This is a genomic window from Paenibacillus bovis (genome assembly GCF_001421015.2).
Lineage (GTDB): Bacteria > Bacillota > Bacilli > Paenibacillales > Paenibacillaceae > Saccharibacillus > Saccharibacillus bovis.
Window position 1 is genome coordinate 2,900,757 of sequence record NZ_CP013023.1, and the last position, 18,774, is coordinate 2,919,530.

Sequence of the window (18,774 nt, forward strand, 5' to 3'; positions counted from 1 at the left end):
AATTCAATACCCCGGCATGTACGCAGACGCGGAAGCCGGGGTGTTTTACATATTGCTTTTATACAGCAGGTTGCGTGTTCAAAAAAGCATCCTGTCAGCATGTCGAAATAGATATAAAGAGGGATATGATGCAATTGTCCAATAATGAACGAATAAAGCAAAAGCTGGCTTACAGCCAAATAAAAAGATATGCAGATCAGCTGGAGGGGGTATCAGGCGTAGTTATTATGGATCGTCAGTCTGTGGATACGGTCTGGCATGAACAGATACTGCGCAGTGTTCAAAGCTATAACCGTCGACTTGCGCCTACAGCAGTGCTTCCTTATCCGGCAGATACGGATTTTGCCCATATCTGGGTAAAGAGCCAGCTGCAGGAGGCAGGTATACAAAAAGTGATTCAGGCGGTAGACCCGGCGTTCTGGCTGAGCATGACCATTATCGACAAGGATCTTTTTCTAAAAAGTCTGTGGGAATATCAGGGTAACCGGGATCTGACACTGATTCTTTTTCGGCCGGATCGGTTGATCGTATTCAGTGACAATGAGTATGAGCTGGAGTATTATCATATTACTGCGGATCAGCTTTTTACTGATGCAGAGAGAAAAGAAACGGATTCTTCGTCTATTAGTGAGTAAGTATCATAAAAGTAATCTTCGTGTATGCCTTGCCGGTGTTGGCATATAAAATAGCTGCGATAAAACATTGCACTTATAAAATAACCACGATAAAGCAGACAGTGTAAAAACAGCCTGTACATGCCGGATTGGCACATGTACAGGCTGTTCATATTTGCTGCTGTTGTCATTTAAGGGTATAGATTAGAGCATATTCCGGGAAACCGATTAATTCTGCTGGGAATACGTATGACCTGCTGCATCCACGTAGACCGATTGGATCAGTGTCCGTTTATAAGGCGCACCAGCAGCTGTTTTGCCTTCTACATCGGTAGTGATCACATAATTGGAAGCTTGACCGGAGGAAGGTACAGGGACACTTTCCTGCACGCTGCTCGCAGACAGGGAACGCTGGCTTTCAGTGGCAGGAGCGATGCGTTTGCCCTGCGCATCATAGTATTCGATTTTGGACGTGAGGGTAGTCTGCTCGGTATCCAGTCCGTGAGTATTGATAGTCATATCGAGAGATTCACCGGAGAAAGAAGTATTCATGCGCGCCTTCTCTGCTCCCGGTGCATAGACAGCAGTCATCAGATAGGCACCGGCTTGGTGGCTGATTGCTTGAACCTGCCATTCCCCGACTTCCGGTTTTTTCAGTTCGGTCACTTGATGGTAGGCACCTTTGAAGATTTCTTCATCCCGATCTGTGCTGACTTGGACATGGCGTACTTTGCCCTGAGGGGAGATCAGACGAAGTTCATCTATCGGCTGGTTGGTGATCCAATCCAGAGTAACAGATTTTACATTGTTTTCTACAGTTAGCGTCTCAGTAGCGGTACCGTTATATTCACCGCCGCGCACATAATATTGTCCATAGTTTGTTGAGGCTGTGGATGCTGCTGCTGTCGATTGCAGGGAAGGCTGGGTAAAGGCATTCATACCCGAGCCGGACATATCCACAGCAGGAAGACTGGAAGATGGTGAAGTATATACATCGCCGTATACGCTGGAGCTTACCGAAGCAGCGGATAAAGCAGCTGCACGTACACCGGCATTGCCGATATAGGATTTGAACAGGTCAAATGTGTATGAACCAGTGCGGACAGTCGCATGATTCCACGGGCCCATCTGAATAAGCGTACTGTTCGGACGCAGCGCGCTCTCGGTCGTGACGACGCCATCATTGCTGCCGAACATTGCCAGATAAGCGCCGCCAAATGTATAAGAGGATTTGCCGGAGCCGGACCATTTGTTACCGCTAAGAGTATAAAAAGGCACTTTATTCACATCAGGATCTTTGGCCATTTCCGAGCGGAAATAGTCCATATTGGAGGTCTGCAAAGAGCTGGTACCCGGACTCTGGGAGCCGACCAGATCGGCCAGCCATCCGGCCCAGCTGCTGTAAGCCAGATCAGCCAGTTGGGAGCCATGATGTGGCGTACTGAGTGTAATTACGCGGTTGACATACGGATAGGCGTTATAGCGGACGAGTGCGGATTCGGTATCCACGCCGCCTTTGCTGTGAGCAACGATAACGATCTTTTTGCCAAAGTATTGGCTGATTTCCTTGATCTTGGCAGCGAGCAGTTCGCCGTCTTTCCACATGTCTTGCGGAGTGCCGGAAATATCATACATATTGATAAAAGCAGTCTGATAACCATTATTATAGGCGTATTCATACATATCATTATTATCGTACCAGACTTTGGCCTGACTGGTCAGACCATGTACAAACAAAATAACAGGCTTGTCGGCAGACACATTGGCAGGCGTCTGGCCTGCTGCCCAGGCTCCGGGTGAAGCAGCTACAGCCGGAGTAGAAGGAGCCATAAAAGCCTGTGATGGAAAAGCGGATAGTGCCAGTCCGGCAGCGAGTGTGCAAACCAGCAGTTTACTTTGGATCGACATGATATTCCTCCTTGATATGTAATAATTGGAAATATTTTTTCCTTTTCTAATGTAGTGGGCTAATATTAAAGCTGTTACTTATTTATGTATTTGTTTTGTTTAGCTATACAGCATCAATAAATTAAATTTTAACAATTTGAAAATAATGTGAGGTAAATTTCCACGATTTGAGTATAATAAAAATCGTGACTACAATTATGCAGCTGACTGTACCTCAGCGTGAAAAATACAAAGGGGAACTGCTATCGATAACGGATCTGGCTAATGCGCAGCAGAGATGGGTACTCGGTTAGCAAACGTAAGCAGCTAAAAGTATGTTCAAAAAAGTACAAGCGAATCAGAAAGAAGGGGTTAATCACATGAGCAAGATGGAATTACTCCAGAATCCCAAACAGCGCAAATTGCTGTTCAGTGCAGGATTCAGCTGGATGTTCGATGCGATGGAAGTCGGTATGATTTCCTTTATCGCGGCGGCACTGGCAAAAAGCTGGAGTCTCAGTCCACAGGAAATCGGATATCTCACCAGTATTAACTCGGTCGGGATGGCAGTCGGCGCAGTGGCTGCCGGTTATCTTGCAGATCGTTATGGCCGCAAATCGATTCTGCTGTGGACGCTGCTGATTTTCTCGATCGCCAGTGGCTTATCCGCGCTGGCTACCGGATTTGGAGTTTTATTGCTGCTTCGGTTTATAGCCGGATTCGGTCTGGGCGGGGAACTGCCTGTAGCCTCGACACTTGTATCGGAATCGGTCGCTGTCAAGGATCGTGGACGCGCAGTGGTACTGTTGGAGAGCTTCTGGGCATTTGGCTGGATCATCTCGGCGGTAGTCGCTTATTTTGTTATCGCGCGTTATGGCTGGCAGTGGGGCTTCGTAATTGGAGCGGTACCGGCACTTTATGCCTTGTATCTTCGTCGTGCGATCGATGATTCCCCCCGGTTTATAAAAGGTGGCGCTGGCAAACAGGCTTCCTTTGGCAAAGGTCTGAAGGAAATATGGAGCAGTCCGCATCGTCGTACAACGCTGATGGCCTGGATTCTCTGGTTTACAGTGGTCTTCTCGTATTATGGCATGTTCCTCTGGTTGCCATCCGTTATGGGACTCAAAGGATTTACACTGATCAAAAGTTTTGAGTACGTACTGATCATGACGCTGGCACAGCTGCCGGGTTATTTTACTGCAGCATACTTTATCGAGAAATTCGGCCGCAAATTCGTGCTGGTCGTCTATCTGGTACTGACAGCAGTCAGTGCGATCTGGTTCGGCTATGCTACCAGCGAGCTGTCGCTGATTCTCGCAGGAGTCTGTCTGTCATTCTTCAACCTGGGAGCATGGGGTGGATTGTATGCCTATACACCGGAGCTGTATCCGACACGGGTACGTTCGACGGGTACGGGAATGGCTGCCGGATTTGGACGGATCGGCGGCGTTATTGCACCATTCCTGGTCGGAATGCTCGTAGGAGACGGTATACCGGTGAGTACGATTTTTACTATTTTCTTCGTGGCGATTCTGATTGGAGCTGCGGCTGTGCTGTTCCTGGGCAAAGAAACCAAAGGGCTGGAGCTGGAATAACTGGCTGATTCGATTGCGGATGACTTATAATGGAGATTCAGGTAACTGGATAGTAACCTAATCATCATGATGGAGGAATCAAGCAATGAATCATTCATTTTTATCAGGTATAGATCTGCTGCTCGCCTATGAAGAGATCCGCATGGTCAAATCCCGTTACTGCAGGCTGATCGATACCAAGCAGTGGGAAGCGCTCAAGGATGTATTTGCTCCGGATGCGGTCGCGGACTTCAGTACGGAAGGCAATCCGATTCCGGTACTGGAAGGACGGGATACTATTGTAAAAGTATTCGAGGATCTGGTAGACCCGGCGGTTACAGTGCATCAGGTACATAGTGCAGATATCGAATTGATATCGCCAATAGAAGCCAGAGTACTGTCTCCAATGGAAGATTATGTGACGTTCCCGGAAGGCAGCGAACACAAATCGTTTCACGGATATGGATATTATCACGAGACTTTTGTACAGCTGGATGGACGCTGGTATATCAAGCATACCCGGTTGGAGCGTCTGCGTCTGGATATTTTGTAGAACAGTATGATGAAGTAGAATAGTAGGGTGAAAAGGTATACAATATTCCGGCTGTAGAGCTGAATATGGAGTAGGCTTGATTCAGTCGAGAATTATGCTATGTCGAGCGGATTCACTTATCTATTCAGAAATCATTCATCTATCTCTTCAAAAGCAATTTTTCTATCTATTCCGACACAGCAACTCATCTATATGCACCAAAAAACGCTGCGGCTTATAAGCTGCAGCGTTTTTAATATTTTCAGAAAATAAGAATTTTACAAACGGTAGGGCGAACCTTCTGCGAAGCAAGAACCCGATCGGTGTTAGTAGGAATCTAATCATTGAATAGCTCACGCAGCAGCGGAGCCGGATTTTCCAGAAAGCGTCTGGTAATCTGGTAATGCTCGGTGTCCCTGTAATCGATTCGCTGCAGCCTGTCCTCGTCAAAGCTAATAATATCCGCTTCCGGATAGCCCATCAGAATCGGAGAATGCGTGGCAATAATAAACTGGCAGCGTGGCGTCAGATCGTGAATAATCCGCATCAGGGAAAGCTGACGGGCGGGAGAAAGTGCCGCCTCCGGCTCATCCAGCAGATAAATCGCCGATTCCCGGATACTCGTGAACTTATGTCTGAACAAGTTGAGAAAAGACTCCCCATGCGACTGTTGATGCAGGGATTTGCCACCATAGTACTTGTAGTTGGTCATATCGGTCTCGTCGATATGATTGGCAAAATGATAAAAAGATTCCGCCCGCAGAAAAAATCCTTCGGTCAGCTTGGGCAGCCAGGAGAGGCGTATATGATCACCCAGCGCAGCCTCGGCAGACTTGACCTCATACGTATTCTGGCGTGAACCTCCGGCAGTATGGAATCCACACTGATAAGCCACCGCTTCCAGTAGTGTAGACTTGCCCGATCCGTTCTCGCCGACGAAGAAAGTTACCGGGCTCCGCACCTCAAGCATATCCATTCGCTGGATCAGTGGCAGGGAGAACGGATAGATGCTGTAATCGTTTATTTTTTCTTTGAGTAATGTAATCCTCCGCAAGTACATAATACTCCACCTCTCTATATCAAAATACAATTATATGGTAAGACAGCATATTGTCCATTATTGTTACAGATCCACATTACAGATTATCCATATAGTAGCTCATTCTTGGAATAAGCCCAGTATAAAGGAGGGCAAAATCAAAAGTAAAATCATACTTCACTTTATCTTCATTCACAAATTGGACAAATTTATGAAATCGGTTCACTTTTTGGTTGAAAAGTGTTTTATAATGAGTAGGAGCAGGTAAAAAAAGGTAATATGTCCTTATGCCGGGCGTATGTTTTGTTTTCCTGTGTCATGAAGAATACAGATTCAGCAAACTTATACTTTCTTGAAAGGCGGAAGATCTTATGGCAGATGAGAACAAGAAGCAACCGCAATCGAATGATCAAGAAGAAAATGTAACGCTGACTAACCGGCAGGGACATCCTGTCACTGACAACCAAAATGTAAGAACTGTAGGGAACCGGGGTCCTGTTACGCTGGAGAACTACAACTTTCTAGAGAAAATAACACACTTCGACCGTGAGCGTGTGCCTGAACGTGTCGTTCATGCCCGTGGAGCGGGAGCGCATGGCGTATTCGAAGCGTATGGAACAGTAGGCGATGAGCCTGTGTCCAAATATACCCGCGCCAAACTATTCCAGGAAAAAGGCAAACAAACTCCTGTATTCGTACGTTTCTCCAGTGTTATCCATGGAGGTCATTCTCCCGAGACACTGCGTGATCCACGCGGATTCGCGACCAAATTCTATACCGAAGACGGCAACTGGGATCTGGTCGGCAACAACCTGAAAATATTCTTTATCCGTGATCCGCTCAAATTCCCGGATATGGTACATGCCTTCAAACCGGATCCGATCACCAATGTACAGGATATGGAACGTTTTCTGGACTTTGTCGCGAACAGTCCGGAGTCTACACATATGATTACTTTCCTGTTCTCTCCATGGGGCATCCCGGCGAATTACCGGATGATGCAGGGATCGGGCGTTAATACGTATAAATGGGTGAATGCCGAAGGCGAGGCGGTATTGGTCAAATACCACTGGGAACCGCTGCAAGGCATCCGCAATCTCAAGCAGGAGGAAGCCAATCAGATTCAGGGGCTCGACTTTAACCATGCGACCGTCGATCTGTATGATGCGATTGAGCGCGGAGAATATCCGGAGTGGGAGCTGTGTGTACAGATCATGAGCGATGACTATCATCCGGAGCTGGATTTTGATCCGCTGGATGATACCAAGCTGTGGCCGGAAGATCAATTCCCGTTCCTCAAAGTAGGCAAAATGACGCTCAACCGCAATCCGGAAGATTACTTTAACGAAGTGGAGCAGGCAGCTTTCGGTACAGGTGTACTGGTAGACGGACTGGACTTCTCGGATGATAAAATGCTGCAGGGTCGTACATTCTCCTATTCGGATACCCAGCGTCACCGTATCGGTGCGAACTATCAGCAGCTGCCGATCAACGCACCGAAGTCTCGTGTAGCAACCAATCATTCCGGTGGCCAGATGCGTTATCAGACCGATCGTGCGCCGGGTCAGAACCCGCATGTGAATTATGAGCCGTCTTCACTGGGTGGTCTTCAGGAAGCGCCAAAAGCAGGAAAAGATCATGAACCGGAATATTACAATACCCGTCTGATGCGTCAGAAGATTGACCGTCCGAATGACTTTGCGCAGGCTGGCGAGACCTACCGCAACTTTGAAGATTGGGAGCGCGATGAACTGATCAGCAACCTGGGCAGCAATCTGGCCCAGTGTAATGAAGTGATTCAGGAAAAAGTGCTTGCCAATATTACAGAAGCTGATGCCGATTATGGCAAACGGGTCAGAGAAATGATGGAAAAAGTAATGGCTGATCCGGAAAAAGGCAAGCCGCTGCATCGTGCCCACATGGCTGCCAAAAAAGCCGAAGAAAAAGGACACGAAGCCGATCCGTATTAATCGGATTTATAATTTATCACATAGCCCCATCTCGAAACCGGGATGAGGGCTATTTTTTGCGTGATGGTTGTATCGGATATCAGGCAGACAGGAACTTGGCCGCACCTATACTTTTGTACGTTTGATACAGACTGTATTTTGTTTAAATAACACCATAACCTACAGATCAGCGCATACAGCAATATACTTTACAATAAAGGCGGCGATGAGGATGAAAATTATTATTACTCAGGAAGAAGCGGTACAAAAAGGCATCTGGAATGAAGTGATGCAGATGTTTGGTGTACAGAGCGAGGATGAGACATATCCGCAGGAGCAGTATATCCTCACGGAAGAACAGGCGCGCAAGCTTCAGATCATTTAGTAGAATATAGCAGGTTATAGAGATAGAGCAGATAGAGTTTGCGATAGCTATAGATTATATTGCTGCAAGGCATGCAAGCCTATAGCGTGCGAACCTGTCTTTTTACTCGGAAACCTGTCTCTTTATTTATACGGCTTGATATACTTTTACTAATATGGCTATCCTGCTTGTCATGAGCATCTACAAATTGCATAAAATAACAAGGGAGATCATCTTTCTAAGTCCGGTTTATGGTTACAGGGCATTGGTACAGATGATCTCTCTTTTTTGCATGTTGTCGACAGCAATCGTCATACAATCTACACTTTCTTTTTGAAACCAAAATCATTTTCAGGGGTAAAAGGTAGTATATACAACCAGTTGTTAGCTGATATAAAAGGATATACATAATGACTGGTAAAGACCTGCGTATGACCGTATCTGCTGTAAACGGGAGACCAGACAGAAATTGTTTTTTACATTTTGAGGACTGGAGTGGTGTGAATGGAATTTTACCGGACAAGTGTAGAAGAAGCGCTGGATAAGGCGGACACAACAGAGAAGGGATTAACTTCACAGCAAGCACAGCAGCGTCTGGAACGCGATGGATACAATGAACTCAAAGGCAAAGAACGTACGCCTACCTGGAAGCTGATTGTAGAAAATCTGCGGGACCCGATGGTGGTTGTTTTGTTGATCGCCTCGATTGTACAGATTATCCTGGGGCATGTGGTGGAAGCAGGCATTATTATTTTCGTACTGATCCTGAATGCGATTATAAGCGTGGTACAGACACGCAAAGCAGAAAGCTCCATCGAAGCGCTGCGGCAGATGTCTGCGCCCGAAGCCAAAGTGCTGCGTGATGGAGCGCGCAAATCGCTGCCTGCCCGCGAGCTGGTAGTCGGTGATATTATTCAGCTGGATGCCGGGGATTTTGTACCGGCAGATGCGCGGCTGCTGACATCAGAAAGTCTCAAAGCAGATGAAGGCATGCTGACCGGTGAATCGGAAGCGGTGGAAAAGCATATTCGTGTGATCGATGAAGATTCGCCTATTGGAGATCGCAAAAATATGGTATTCAGCGGTGCACTCATTGTGTACGGTCGTGGTACAGCTGTTATTACCGGAACCGGACTGAATACCGAAATCGGCAAGATTGCCGGTCTGATCGAGAGTGCCGAATCCAAGCAGACCCCACTGCAGCGCAAACTGGAGAGTTTCAGCAAAAAGCTCGGGGTGTTTATTTTACTGCTCTGTATTCTGATTTTTGCAGTAGAAGCTGCACGTATCTGGTTCTCTGCGGATACAGTAGATACGACCGCTGCGATCCTGGAAGCGCTGATGTTCGCAGTGGCTGTAGCAGTAGCTGCTATACCGGAAGCCTTGTCTTCGATTGTGACTATCGTATTATCTGCCGGAACGAACAAGATGGCCCGGCAGCATGCGATTATTCGCAGATTGCCTGCGGTAGAATCGCTTGGTTCCACCAGCGTCATTTGTACAGACAAAACCGGTACGTTAACCCAGAATAAGATGACTGTCGTGGATTATTACTTGCCGGATGGCAGCCGCGATGACTTCCCGGATAATCCGGCAGAATGGTCGGAGGGAGAACGCAAGCTGGTTCATATTGCCGTACTCTGCAACGACTCCAATATCGATGAAGAAGGCAAAGAAATGGGTGATCCGACCGAGGTTGCACTGATCGCTTTCAGTAACAAAAAGAATAAAAACTATACCGAAATCCGGGACAGCTTTCCGCGGGAAGCAGAGATTCCGTTTGATTCGGATCGCAAGCTGATGTCTACCGTGCATACCTTTGATCGTCAGAAAATGCTGCTGACCAAGGGTGGACCGGATGTACTCATCAGCCGCTGTACCCAGGTACTGCTGGGTGAACAGGTGGTACCGCTTGATGAAGAAATCCGTCAGCGATTGTATGAGGCCAACGAGGACTTTTCCAGCCGGGCACTGCGCGTACTCGCTTATGGCTACAAAATAATCCCTGATCATCAGACAACCGTCGGTATAGAAGATGAGCAGGAGCTGATTCTGGTCGGATTGACAGCGATGATTGATCCGCCGCGCGAGGCAGTCTATGGCTCGATCGAGCAATCCAAGCGGGCCGGTATCCGCACGATTATGATTACCGGTGACCACAAAACGACCGCTCAGGCAATCGGTCGTGATATCGGACTAATGGATGAGAATGATATTGCCGTAACCGGTCAGGAACTGGACAAAATGTCGGATGAAGAGCTGGATCGCAATCTGGAGAATATCTCCGTCTACGCCCGGGTATCGCCGGAAAACAAGATTCGGATTGTACGTGCCTGGCAGAAAAAAGGCAAAATCACCGCAATGACCGGAGATGGTGTAAACGATGCACCTGCGCTCAAGCAGGCCGATATCGGAGTAGCCATGGGTAGCGGAACCGATGTAGCCAAGGATTCGGCAGCGATGATTCTGACCGATGATAACTTTGTCTCGATCGTCAATGCAGTCAGTGTCGGCCGGACCGTATTCGATAATATCAAAAAGTCGATTGCCTATCTGTTTGCAGGCAATCTGGGTGCGATTATCGCGATTATTTTCGCACTTATTATGGATTGGGTAAATCCGTTCACAGCGATTCAACTGCTATTTATCAATCTGGCCAATGATTCGCTGCCGGCCATCTCGCTGGGTATGGAAAAAGAAGAGCCGGGCGTTATGGATCGCAAGCCGCGTGATATCAATGAAGGATTGTTTGCCGGTGGTACGCTGAGAGCCGTTATTACGCGCGGAATTATGATTGGGGCAGCAGTCATACTGTCCCAGTATATCGGATTGCAGCATTCGCCGGAGATGAGTGTAGCGATGGCCTTTACAACGCTGATCCTGGCGCGTACCCTGCAGACTTTTGCTGCTCGTTCCAATGTACAGAGCGCTATAGAAGCAGGATTGTTCAGCAATAAATATGTAATCGGTTCAGTTGTATTATGCTTTGGTCTATATGGTATTACTCTGCTGCCGGGTGTGCGCGGAATCTTCTCGATTCCCGATAGTTTTGGCGTACAGGAGTGGGCGATTGCTACCGGCCTTGCAGCAGCAGCGCTGGTATTGATGGAATTGGAAAAACTAATCCGTCGTGCCGCATCGGGAGACAGCCGTGCACAACCGCACAGATCAGCTTAAATGCAAACTGCGTTACCGCCTGAAGCGTAACTATCAATATTGCAAGTATAGCCAAAAAGCGTGTATGACGAAGGATAAACGTTATACACGCTTTTGCATATGTTTTATCGACTATGCCCAAATTGAACGCTCTGCATAATATAAGCTGATCGTAATGATGTAAAGAATAGATTTGTTGATAGGTAGAATATCCGCACAATAAAAAGGCAGTACCGATGATTAGGATCGGTACTGCCTGCTTGTATGCATGTATCAGGTTCCTTGAGTGATCCCATACCAATATGGATTACTTGTCGGAATCTTTTTTGTCTTTATCATCGTCGCCCGAGGCAACTGGAGACGGTTTGGATGCCCAATCGTCTGCCTGAGTTTCAGGATTTGCACCTTGTTCCTTCTTGTGCTTCTCCATCAGTGTATCTTCTGAATTTGGATTTTCCATTTTGTTGTCTTCTGTCATGATGCTCTCCTCCTCAGTGAATAATTCACTTTATTTTATTTAGTATGCTCTGTTCTTCATTACCCGATTGGAGAAAAGGGAAACAGGCTGATATCGAAAAGGTCATATAAACGAATGTAAAGAATAGATGCAAATGAGCTACAAATGAATACGAAAATAAGGGGTTGACATTATTTTGAATTGAATTTATTATTATCTCATGATTAATAATCTTTAAATTAAGATTTATTATTTAAGGACAAAGGGGCGGATAAATAATGAACAGATCAACAGCAGGTATTCACCACATTACGGCAATTGTAGGGCATCCTCAGGAGAATGTTGATTTTTACGCAGGTGTGCTTGGTTTGCGAATGGTAAAACAAACGGTAAATTTTGACGATCCGGGAACATATCACTTTTACTTTGGCGATGAAGCCGGTCATCCAGGCACGATTATTACTTTTTTCCCATGGGCAGGCGCACAGCGTGGTGTAATCGGTGATGGCCAAGTAGGTGTGACCACTTATGTTGTACCGGAGCAGGCACTGCCTTTCTGGAAAGCACGTTTGGAGCAATTTCATATCTCGTATCGTGAAGTGGAACGCTTTGGCGAGCAATATTTGGCATTTGACGATCCGCACGGTCTGCATCTGGAGATTGTAGAACGCAGCGCCGGTGCAAATAGTCAATGGAGCTTTGGCGGCGTAACGACTGAGGTGGCGATCAAAGGATTTGGTGGCGCGACGCTATTTTCCTCTCATCCTGCCCAGACAGCACAGCTGCTGGAACAGGTGATGGGATTGGAACTGATTGCACAGGAAGGCGATTATACGCGTTATCGTTCGACGGCCGATATCGGCAATATTATTGATTTGAAAATGACGAGCGGTGTACGCGGCGAAATGGGTGTCGGTACGGTTCACCATATTGCCTGGCGCGCAGTGGATGACAGCGATCAAGTGAATTGGCAAAATGAGTTGCATGATCTCGGATACGGCGTAACGGCGGTACGTGACCGCAATTATTTTAACGCAATTTATTTCCGGGAGCATGGCGAGATTCTGTTCGAGATTGCTACCGATCCACCTGGCTTTGTGCATGACGAATCGCCAGAAACACTGGGTACCGAATTGAAGCTGCCGGAACAATATGAACAGCATCGTGCCAAACTGGAACAGATTTTGCTGCCTTTTGAAGTACGGGAGCTGGATCATCATGAATGATCAGGTGCAGCCGATAAATGAATAGCATCCAGGCATTTTATAAAGACAGTCGTCACTTATTATGAGACGGCTGTTTTTTGTATGCTATGAGTTATTTTTGAGGTGAATTAAAGAAAATATATTTATTTAGTATTGGTTAAGCGTTATCAATTTTAAATATATTTTTGTTTATTTTTGTTTTATGTGTTTTCAAATAAAAACAGAAGTGATATACTGCAAACAAAGAAACTGCTTTTGGCATCATATTCCAGAAATACAGTTGGATTCAGTGTAATACATTCAAACGATTTTTTGACGGGCAGTGAATCGCAGCAAGATATAGCGGGACTGTCACGATTACGCAGATCAATGGAGGATGAAGCATGATACCTAATCAATGGAATGCACAGCAGGCGGATACTATTCAGGAAGGTGTGGACAAGCTCGTATACCGTTCCAATCTGATCGGTTCAGATCGTCGTGTATGCAACTGGGGCGGCGGAAATACTTCTACCAAAGGAATGGTACGCGATTTTCGCGGCCGTGAGATTGAAGTTATGTATGTCAAAGGCAGCGGTTCCGATCTTGCTTCTATGAAAGCACAGCATTTTACCGGACTGCGTATGGAAGATATTCGTCCTCTGTTCGAACGTGATGAAATGCCGGATGAAGAAATGGTAGCATATCTGGCAAACTGTATGCTTGATGCCAAAGCGCCACGTCCTTCTATTGAGACACTGCTTCATGCCTTTCTGCCGTTCAAGCATGTGGATCATACCCACCCTGATGCGATTATCAGTCTGTGCTGCGCGGATAACGGCAAGCAGATCGCAAGTGAAATTTTCGGTGACAAATTCGTATGGGTGCCATATATTCGTCCGGGATTTACCCTTTCCAAAATGATTGCCCAGGGTGTACTGGATCATCCGGGTGCCGAACTTGTACTGATGGAAAAGCATGGTCTGGTCACATGGGGAGAGACGCAGGAAGAATGTTACAACAAAACGATCGAGATTATTAATCAGGCGGCCGAATATATTGCCCGCAAAGCGGAAGAAAAACCTTCATTTGGCGGTACCAAAGTAGAATCTATTCAGCCCGAGGAGCGCAGACAGCTGATTGCAGGTATTATGCCGGCAGTACGCGGTGCGGTCAGCGACAGCAAACGGATGATTCTGACGTTTGACGATGCGGACGATGTACTGGAGTTTGTAAATGGACAGGATTCTGCACGGTTATCCCAGGTGGGAGCTGCCTGCCCGGATCATCTGGTACATACCAAAATGACGCCGCTGTTCATCGACTGGACACCATCGGCAGGAGATGCGGAAGGTCTCAAGCAGGCGGTTATACAGGGTATACACGCATACAAGGAACAGTATCAAGCCTATTTTGAACGCAATCGTAATGAAGGCGATATTATGTTCGAATCCGCTCCGCGCGTGATTCTAATCCCGGGCATCGGGATGATCAACACCGGCAAGAGTCACGCGATGTCGCTCGTGAGCGGTGCGCTGTATCACCGGGCAATTGCTGTGATGGGCGGCGCGACTGCACTGGGACAATTCGTATCACTGAGCGAATCGGAATCGTATAATGTGGAATACTGGCCGCTGGAATTGTATAAGCTGACGCTTGCTCCTGCTGAAGCAGAATTCTCCCGTCAGGTGGCACTCATCACCGGTGGAGCCGGAGGAATCGGCAGCGCAACAGCACGTCGTCTGGTGGGCGAAGGCGCTCATGTTGTACTGGCCGATCTGAATCTGGAAGGTGCGCAGAAGGTAGCGGATGAGATCAATGAACAATATGGAGCCAATCGGGCACTGGCTGTCCAAATGGATGTGACCAAAGAAACAATGGTCAAGGATGCGTATTCCGAAGTGGCACTGGCTTACGGCGGCGTTGATATTATTGTAAATAATGCCGGTCTGGCGACTTCCAGTCCATTTGACGAGACATCGCTCAAAGAATGGGAATTGAACATGAATGTACTGGGAACCGGTTATTTCCTCGTCGCCCGCGAAGCTTTTAAAATTATGAAAGATCAGGAACTCGGCGGCAGTATGGTGTTTATCGGCTCCAAAAACTCCGTCTATGCCGGCAAAAATGTAACCGCCTACAGTTCTGCCAAAGCACTCGAAGCCCATCTGGCTCGCTGTATTGCAACCGAAGGCGGTGAATTTGGTATTCGTGTCAATACGATTCTGCCGGATGCCATCCTGCAGGGGTCGGCGATCTGGAATTCCAACTGGCGCAATGAACGTGCAGCTGCCTATGGTATCGAACCGGATCAACTGGAAGAGCATTACCGCAAACGGACAACACTGCTCGTCAATATTTACCCGGATGATATCGCTGAAGGAGTAGCCTATTTTGCTTCTTCCAAAGCAGCCAAAACAACCGGCTGTATGCTGACAATCGATGGCGGTGTTCCGGCAGCATTTACCAGATAATGTTAGAATGAATAGATAGTGTGATGAGGAGAACCTTATGGAGGAGGATACAGGATGACAGACAAAGCCTATGCTTTATTCGAGGAACAGCAGCAGAGCAGGGGAATAGATCTGGAAGTTATCAAATCGCGTTTGAAAGCGCTACAAATCGAGACGCCATCATGGGGATACGGTGATTCCGGTACCCGTTTCAAAGTATTTCAAAAAGAAGGCGTACCGCGCGATCCATTCGAGAAATTGGAAGATGCTGCGCAGGTGCACAAAGTTACCGGTCTGTGTCCATCGGTAGCGATTCATATTCCATGGGACAAAGTCGAAGATTACGGCAAGCTGCGCAGCCACGCGGAAAGCCTGAACCTGAAGATCGGTGCCATCAATCCGAATATGTTCCAGGAAGAAGAATATATGCTTGGCGGCGTAACCAATAGCGATCCCGCTATTCGCCGCAAAACAACGGATCATCTGCTGGAATGTGTGGATGTAGCCAAAGAGACCGGTTCGCGCGATCTGAGTCTCTGGTTCGCCGATGGTACCAATTATCCCGGACAGGGCAGTATTCGCAAGCGCAAAAACTGGATGCTGGAAGCACTTGGCGAGATGTATCGGGCGATGACGCCGGAGATGCGTATGCTGATCGAATACAAGGCGTTTGAGCCGGCCTTTTACCATACGGATATTGCCGACTGGGGCATGGCTTACAATTATGCGGTGAAGCTGGGAGAACAGGCACATGTGCTGGTGGATACCGGGCACCATCTGCCGGGAGCGAACGTGGAGCATATCGTCTCCTATCTGATCGATGAAGGCCGCCTGGGCGGGTTCCACTTTAATAGTTATAAATATGCGGATGATGATCTGATCGTCGGCTCGATCAATCCGTATGAGCTGTTCCTGATCTTTTATCAGATTCTGGATGCAGCAGAGAGCGGAGAAGAGCGGCTCGTGCAGGCGGTGAACAATATCGCCTATATGATCGACCAGTCCCATAATATTGAAATGAAGATTCCGGCAATGATCCGCTCGGTACTGAATGTACAGACTCAGTATGCCAAAGCGCTGCTAATCGATCATAAGGAAGTCGCAGAAGCACAGGCGAACAATGATGTATTGGGTGCAGAAGACGCGGTACGTCGCGCTTTTGAATTCGATGTGACTCCACTGCTGCATGCCGTGCGCGAAGAGCAGGGATTACCGCTTGATCCGATGAAAGCCTATTTGTCCGGCAGCTACGGACAATCGATTCTGGCGAGAGGCAAAGGTGGTGCCAGCTGGTGACCATCCTGGCCTATGATCTTGGAGCAGGCAGCGGCAGAGCGATTATCGGCAGACTCAGTGATAACCGGATCGTGACACAGGAGATTCACCGGTTCAGCAATGATCCGGTAAAGGTAGGAGATCGCCTATACTGGGATATACTGCGCCTGTATCACGAGATTCAGCAGGGGCTGGTTATTGCCAAGCAGGAGCGGATGCTGCCGGAAAGTATCGGCATCGACTCCTGGGCTGTTGATTTTGGATTGATCGGACGTACCGGTGAGCTGCTCGCCAATCCCTCGCATTACCGGGATTGGCACACTCACGGCGTGATGGAACAGATGCAGAATGAACTGGGGACAGAGCAGATTTTTGAATCCACCGGTATTCAGTTTTTGGGCTTTAATACCCTGTATCAGCTGGCAGCGATGCGCCGAAATGGTTCGCCGGTGCTCAAGGAAGCGGAGCGCTTTTTGATGATTCCGGATCTGCTGCGGTATTTTATGACCGGTGAGATGATTAATGAGTTCACCAATGCCACCACAACCCAGATGTACAATTCACGGCAGCAGGATTGGGATCGCAAGCTGCTGTCGCATATCGGGATTCCCTCTTCATGGTTTGGCAGACCGGTACAGCCTGGAGCTCCGGCAGGACATCTGCGTTCTTCCCTGATGGTCGATCTGGGGCTGCCTGCGATTCCAGTGACAGCGGTAGCGGAGCATGATACGGCTTCGGCGGTCGTGGCTGTTCCGGCATTGTCGGATTCTTTTGCCTACTTAAGCTGCGGTACCTGGTCGCTGATGGGTACGGAAGTATCCGAACCGGTTATTACGGAGCAGGCGAGAGAGCTGAACTTTACCAATGAGGGCGGCGCCTATGGTACCTATCGGCTGCTCAAAAATATTATGGGATTATGGATTTTCCAGGAATACAAGCGGGAGTGCGAGCGTGATGGTCATCACGCATCATACAGTGAATGGATTCAGCATACGGCAGGTTCGGCGCCTTTTCTTTCCTTTATCGATCCGGATGATACGCTGTTCCTGCATGCAGGTGATATGCGCTCCCGGGTACGGCAGTACTGCCGTCAGACCGGACAACAGCTACCGGATACGTATGGTGCGGTAGCACGCTGCATTTTTGAGAGTCTCGTATTAAAATATCGTTATGTGCTGGAGCAGACCGAGCAGCTATCAGGCAAGCGGTTCGATGGACTGCATATGGTCGGCGGAGGGATTCAGAACCGTCTGTTATGCCAATGGACAGCCAATGCACTCGGACGCCCGGTATGGGCGGGGCCGGCGGAGGGAAGCGCGATTGGCAATTTAGCGGTACAATGGATAGCACAGGGGACATTTAGCGATATCCGGGAAGCGCGTGCTGTTATCCGGGATTCCTTTCCGATGGATATCTATGAACCGCAGGAAAGCGAAGCCTGGGAAGATGCTTATGGACGCTTCCTGAGATTGACGGCGATTCCCGTACAATAACGATTCGGAGTTGAGGACATTATGTTAGTCGCGGAACGGTATGACATGATTGTAAAGCTGGTGAATGAGAAAGGCAGTATGCGGGTAACGGAGCTGAGCGAGCGCTGCCAGGTCACCGAGGAGACGATTCGCCGCGATCTGGACCGGCTGGAGCGGCAGGGTCTGCTGAAGCGGTCACACGGCGGCGCCGTCAGCGTCAAGGATGAACAGCCGGAGACCCCGTTTTCGGAGCGGGAGATTATGCATACCGAGGAGAAGCGGCGCATTGCCGAAGAAGCGGTCCGGCTGATTCAGCCGCAGGACCGGATTCTGCTGGATGCGAGTACGACCGCTTGGTATATGGCAGCGAGTCTGCCGGATATTCCGCTGACCGTGCTAACCAATTCGATTCGTGTAGCGACCCAGCTCAGTAATAGAGAGAAGATCGAAGTCATCTCGACCGGCGGCCAGCTGGTTTCTCGCTCACTATCCTTTGTCGGACCGCTGGCAGAGCGCTCACTGGAGACGTACTATGTGAACAAGCTGTTCCTGTCCTGCAAAGGTCTTCATCTGGAACGCGGTATTAGCGAATCCAATGAACTGCAGGCACGGGTGAAGCAAAAAATGGTTGGCATGGCCGATCAGGTTATCCTGCTGGCCGATGCCAGCAAATTCGGTGTACAGGCTTTTGCCCATGTCATGGATCTTGGCGAGGTTGACCATCTGATTACCGATACCCGTCTTCCCCAGGAGACGATTCGCCAGCTGGAAGAGCGTGAACTTCATATGACCATCGTCTAAGCCAGTATATTCAAATT

At 48.2% G+C, this 18,774-nt stretch carries 14 protein-coding genes; 11 read left to right on the forward strand and 3 right to left on the reverse strand.

Features of this window, described 5'->3' with window-relative positions:
- Nucleotides 1-125 precede the first annotated feature (125 nt).
- A complete protein-coding gene (locus AR543_RS12495) occupies nt 126-635 on the forward strand; it encodes a hypothetical protein (protein ID WP_145953915.1) in 510 nt (169 codons plus the stop codon).
- Nucleotides 636-842: 207 nt separating this feature from the next.
- On the opposite strand, the gene AR543_RS12500 is transcribed toward AR543_RS12495, so the two are convergent.
- On the reverse strand, nt 843-2,522 hold the full coding sequence (locus AR543_RS12500; RefSeq protein WP_060534839.1) for an esterase/lipase family protein: 1,680 nt from the start codon (nt 2,520-2,522) through the stop codon (nt 843-845).
- 359 nt (nt 2,523-2,881) lie between these two features.
- Between AR543_RS12500 and AR543_RS12505 the strand changes: the two genes are divergently transcribed.
- Nucleotides 2,882-4,096 carry an MFS transporter gene (locus AR543_RS12505; protein WP_060534840.1) on the forward strand — a complete coding sequence of 405 codons (1,215 nt, stop codon included), beginning with the start codon at nt 2,882-2,884 and terminating at the stop codon, nt 4,094-4,096.
- 85 nt (nt 4,097-4,181) lie between these two features.
- On the forward strand, nt 4,182-4,628 hold the full coding sequence (locus AR543_RS12510; protein WP_060534841.1) for a nuclear transport factor 2 family protein: 447 nt from the start codon (nt 4,182-4,184) through the stop codon (nt 4,626-4,628).
- Nucleotides 4,629-4,944: 316 nt separating this feature from the next.
- Here AR543_RS12510 and AR543_RS12515 read toward each other — a convergent pair whose 3' ends face one another.
- Nucleotides 4,945-5,667, reverse strand: coding sequence for an AAA family ATPase (locus AR543_RS12515; protein WP_060534842.1), 723 nt, complete (start codon nt 5,665-5,667; stop codon nt 4,945-4,947).
- A 350-nt stretch (nt 5,668-6,017) separates the two neighbouring features.
- Between AR543_RS12515 and AR543_RS12520 the strand changes: the two genes are divergently transcribed.
- The 3 genes from AR543_RS12520 to AR543_RS12525 all read left to right on the forward strand — a co-directional run bounded on the left by AR543_RS12520 (nt 6,018) and on the right by AR543_RS12525 (nt 11,136).
- Complete coding sequence (locus AR543_RS12520) at nt 6,018-7,616, forward strand: catalase (RefSeq protein ID WP_060534843.1); 1,599 nt, start codon at nt 6,018-6,020, stop codon at nt 7,614-7,616.
- Nucleotides 7,617-7,827: 211 nt separating this feature from the next.
- On the forward strand, nt 7,828-7,980 hold the full coding sequence (locus AR543_RS24545) for a hypothetical protein (RefSeq protein WP_169725597.1): 153 nt from the start codon (nt 7,828-7,830) through the stop codon (nt 7,978-7,980).
- A gap of 483 nt (nt 7,981-8,463) precedes the next feature.
- Nucleotides 8,464-11,136: a cation-translocating P-type ATPase gene (locus AR543_RS12525; protein ID WP_060534844.1), complete on the forward strand. Its 2,673-nt coding sequence runs from the start codon at nt 8,464-8,466 to the stop codon at nt 11,134-11,136.
- A gap of 286 nt (nt 11,137-11,422) precedes the next feature.
- Here AR543_RS12525 and AR543_RS24550 read toward each other — a convergent pair whose 3' ends face one another.
- Nucleotides 11,423-11,593, reverse strand: coding sequence for a hypothetical protein (locus AR543_RS24550; protein WP_017813166.1), 171 nt, complete (start codon nt 11,591-11,593; stop codon nt 11,423-11,425).
- A gap of 257 nt (nt 11,594-11,850) precedes the next feature.
- Between AR543_RS24550 and AR543_RS12530 the strand changes: the two genes are divergently transcribed.
- The 5 genes from AR543_RS12530 (at nt 11,851) to AR543_RS12550 (ending at nt 18,757) form a co-directional block, all read left to right on the forward strand.
- A complete protein-coding gene (locus AR543_RS12530; RefSeq protein WP_060534845.1) occupies nt 11,851-12,798 on the forward strand; it encodes a ring-cleaving dioxygenase in 948 nt (315 codons plus the stop codon).
- A 362-nt stretch (nt 12,799-13,160) separates the two neighbouring features.
- Nucleotides 13,161-15,230 carry a bifunctional rhamnulose-1-phosphate aldolase/short-chain dehydrogenase gene (locus tag AR543_RS12535; protein ID WP_060534846.1) on the forward strand — a complete coding sequence of 690 codons (2,070 nt, stop codon included), beginning with the start codon at nt 13,161-13,163 and terminating at the stop codon, nt 15,228-15,230.
- Nucleotides 15,231-15,284: 54 nt separating this feature from the next.
- On the forward strand, nt 15,285-16,505 hold the full coding sequence (gene rhaI, locus AR543_RS12540) for an L-rhamnose isomerase (protein WP_060534847.1): 1,221 nt from the start codon (nt 15,285-15,287) through the stop codon (nt 16,503-16,505).
- On the forward strand, nt 16,502-17,977 hold the full coding sequence (locus tag AR543_RS12545) for a rhamnulokinase (protein WP_060534848.1): 1,476 nt from the start codon (nt 16,502-16,504) through the stop codon (nt 17,975-17,977). Before rhaI ends, AR543_RS12545 begins: the two co-directional genes overlap by 4 nt.
- A gap of 21 nt (nt 17,978-17,998) precedes the next feature.
- Nucleotides 17,999-18,757, forward strand: coding sequence for a DeoR/GlpR family DNA-binding transcription regulator (locus AR543_RS12550; RefSeq protein WP_060534849.1), 759 nt, complete (start codon nt 17,999-18,001; stop codon nt 18,755-18,757).
- The last annotated feature ends 17 nt before the right edge of the window (nt 18,758-18,774 follow it).

Coding starts and splice junctions, on each gene's coding strand:
- AR543_RS12500 (WP_060534839.1), bottom strand. CDS start 2,522: ATGTCGATCCAAAGTAAACTGCTGGTTTGCACACTCGCTGCCGGACTG.
- AR543_RS12515 (WP_060534842.1), bottom strand. CDS start 5,667: ATGTACTTGCGGAGGATTACATTACTCAAAGAAAAAATAAACGATTAC.
- AR543_RS12535 (WP_060534846.1), top strand. CDS start 13,161: ATGATACCTAATCAATGGAATGCACAGCAGGCGGATACTATTCAGGAA.
- AR543_RS12520 (WP_060534843.1), top strand. CDS start 6,018: ATGGCAGATGAGAACAAGAAGCAACCGCAATCGAATGATCAAGAAGAA.
- AR543_RS12495 (WP_145953915.1), top strand. CDS start 126: ATGATGCAATTGTCCAATAATGAACGAATAAAGCAAAAGCTGGCTTAC.
- AR543_RS24550 (WP_017813166.1), bottom strand. CDS start 11,593: ATGACAGAAGACAACAAAATGGAAAATCCAAATTCAGAAGATACACTG.
- AR543_RS12550 (WP_060534849.1), top strand. CDS start 17,999: ATGTTAGTCGCGGAACGGTATGACATGATTGTAAAGCTGGTGAATGAG.
- rhaI (WP_060534847.1), top strand. CDS start 15,285: ATGACAGACAAAGCCTATGCTTTATTCGAGGAACAGCAGCAGAGCAGG.
- AR543_RS12505 (WP_060534840.1), top strand. CDS start 2,882: ATGAGCAAGATGGAATTACTCCAGAATCCCAAACAGCGCAAATTGCTG.
- AR543_RS12525 (WP_060534844.1), top strand. CDS start 8,464: ATGGAATTTTACCGGACAAGTGTAGAAGAAGCGCTGGATAAGGCGGAC.
- AR543_RS24545 (WP_169725597.1), top strand. CDS start 7,828: ATGAAAATTATTATTACTCAGGAAGAAGCGGTACAAAAAGGCATCTGG.
- AR543_RS12510 (WP_060534841.1), top strand. CDS start 4,182: ATGAATCATTCATTTTTATCAGGTATAGATCTGCTGCTCGCCTATGAA.
- AR543_RS12530 (WP_060534845.1), top strand. CDS start 11,851: ATGAACAGATCAACAGCAGGTATTCACCACATTACGGCAATTGTAGGG.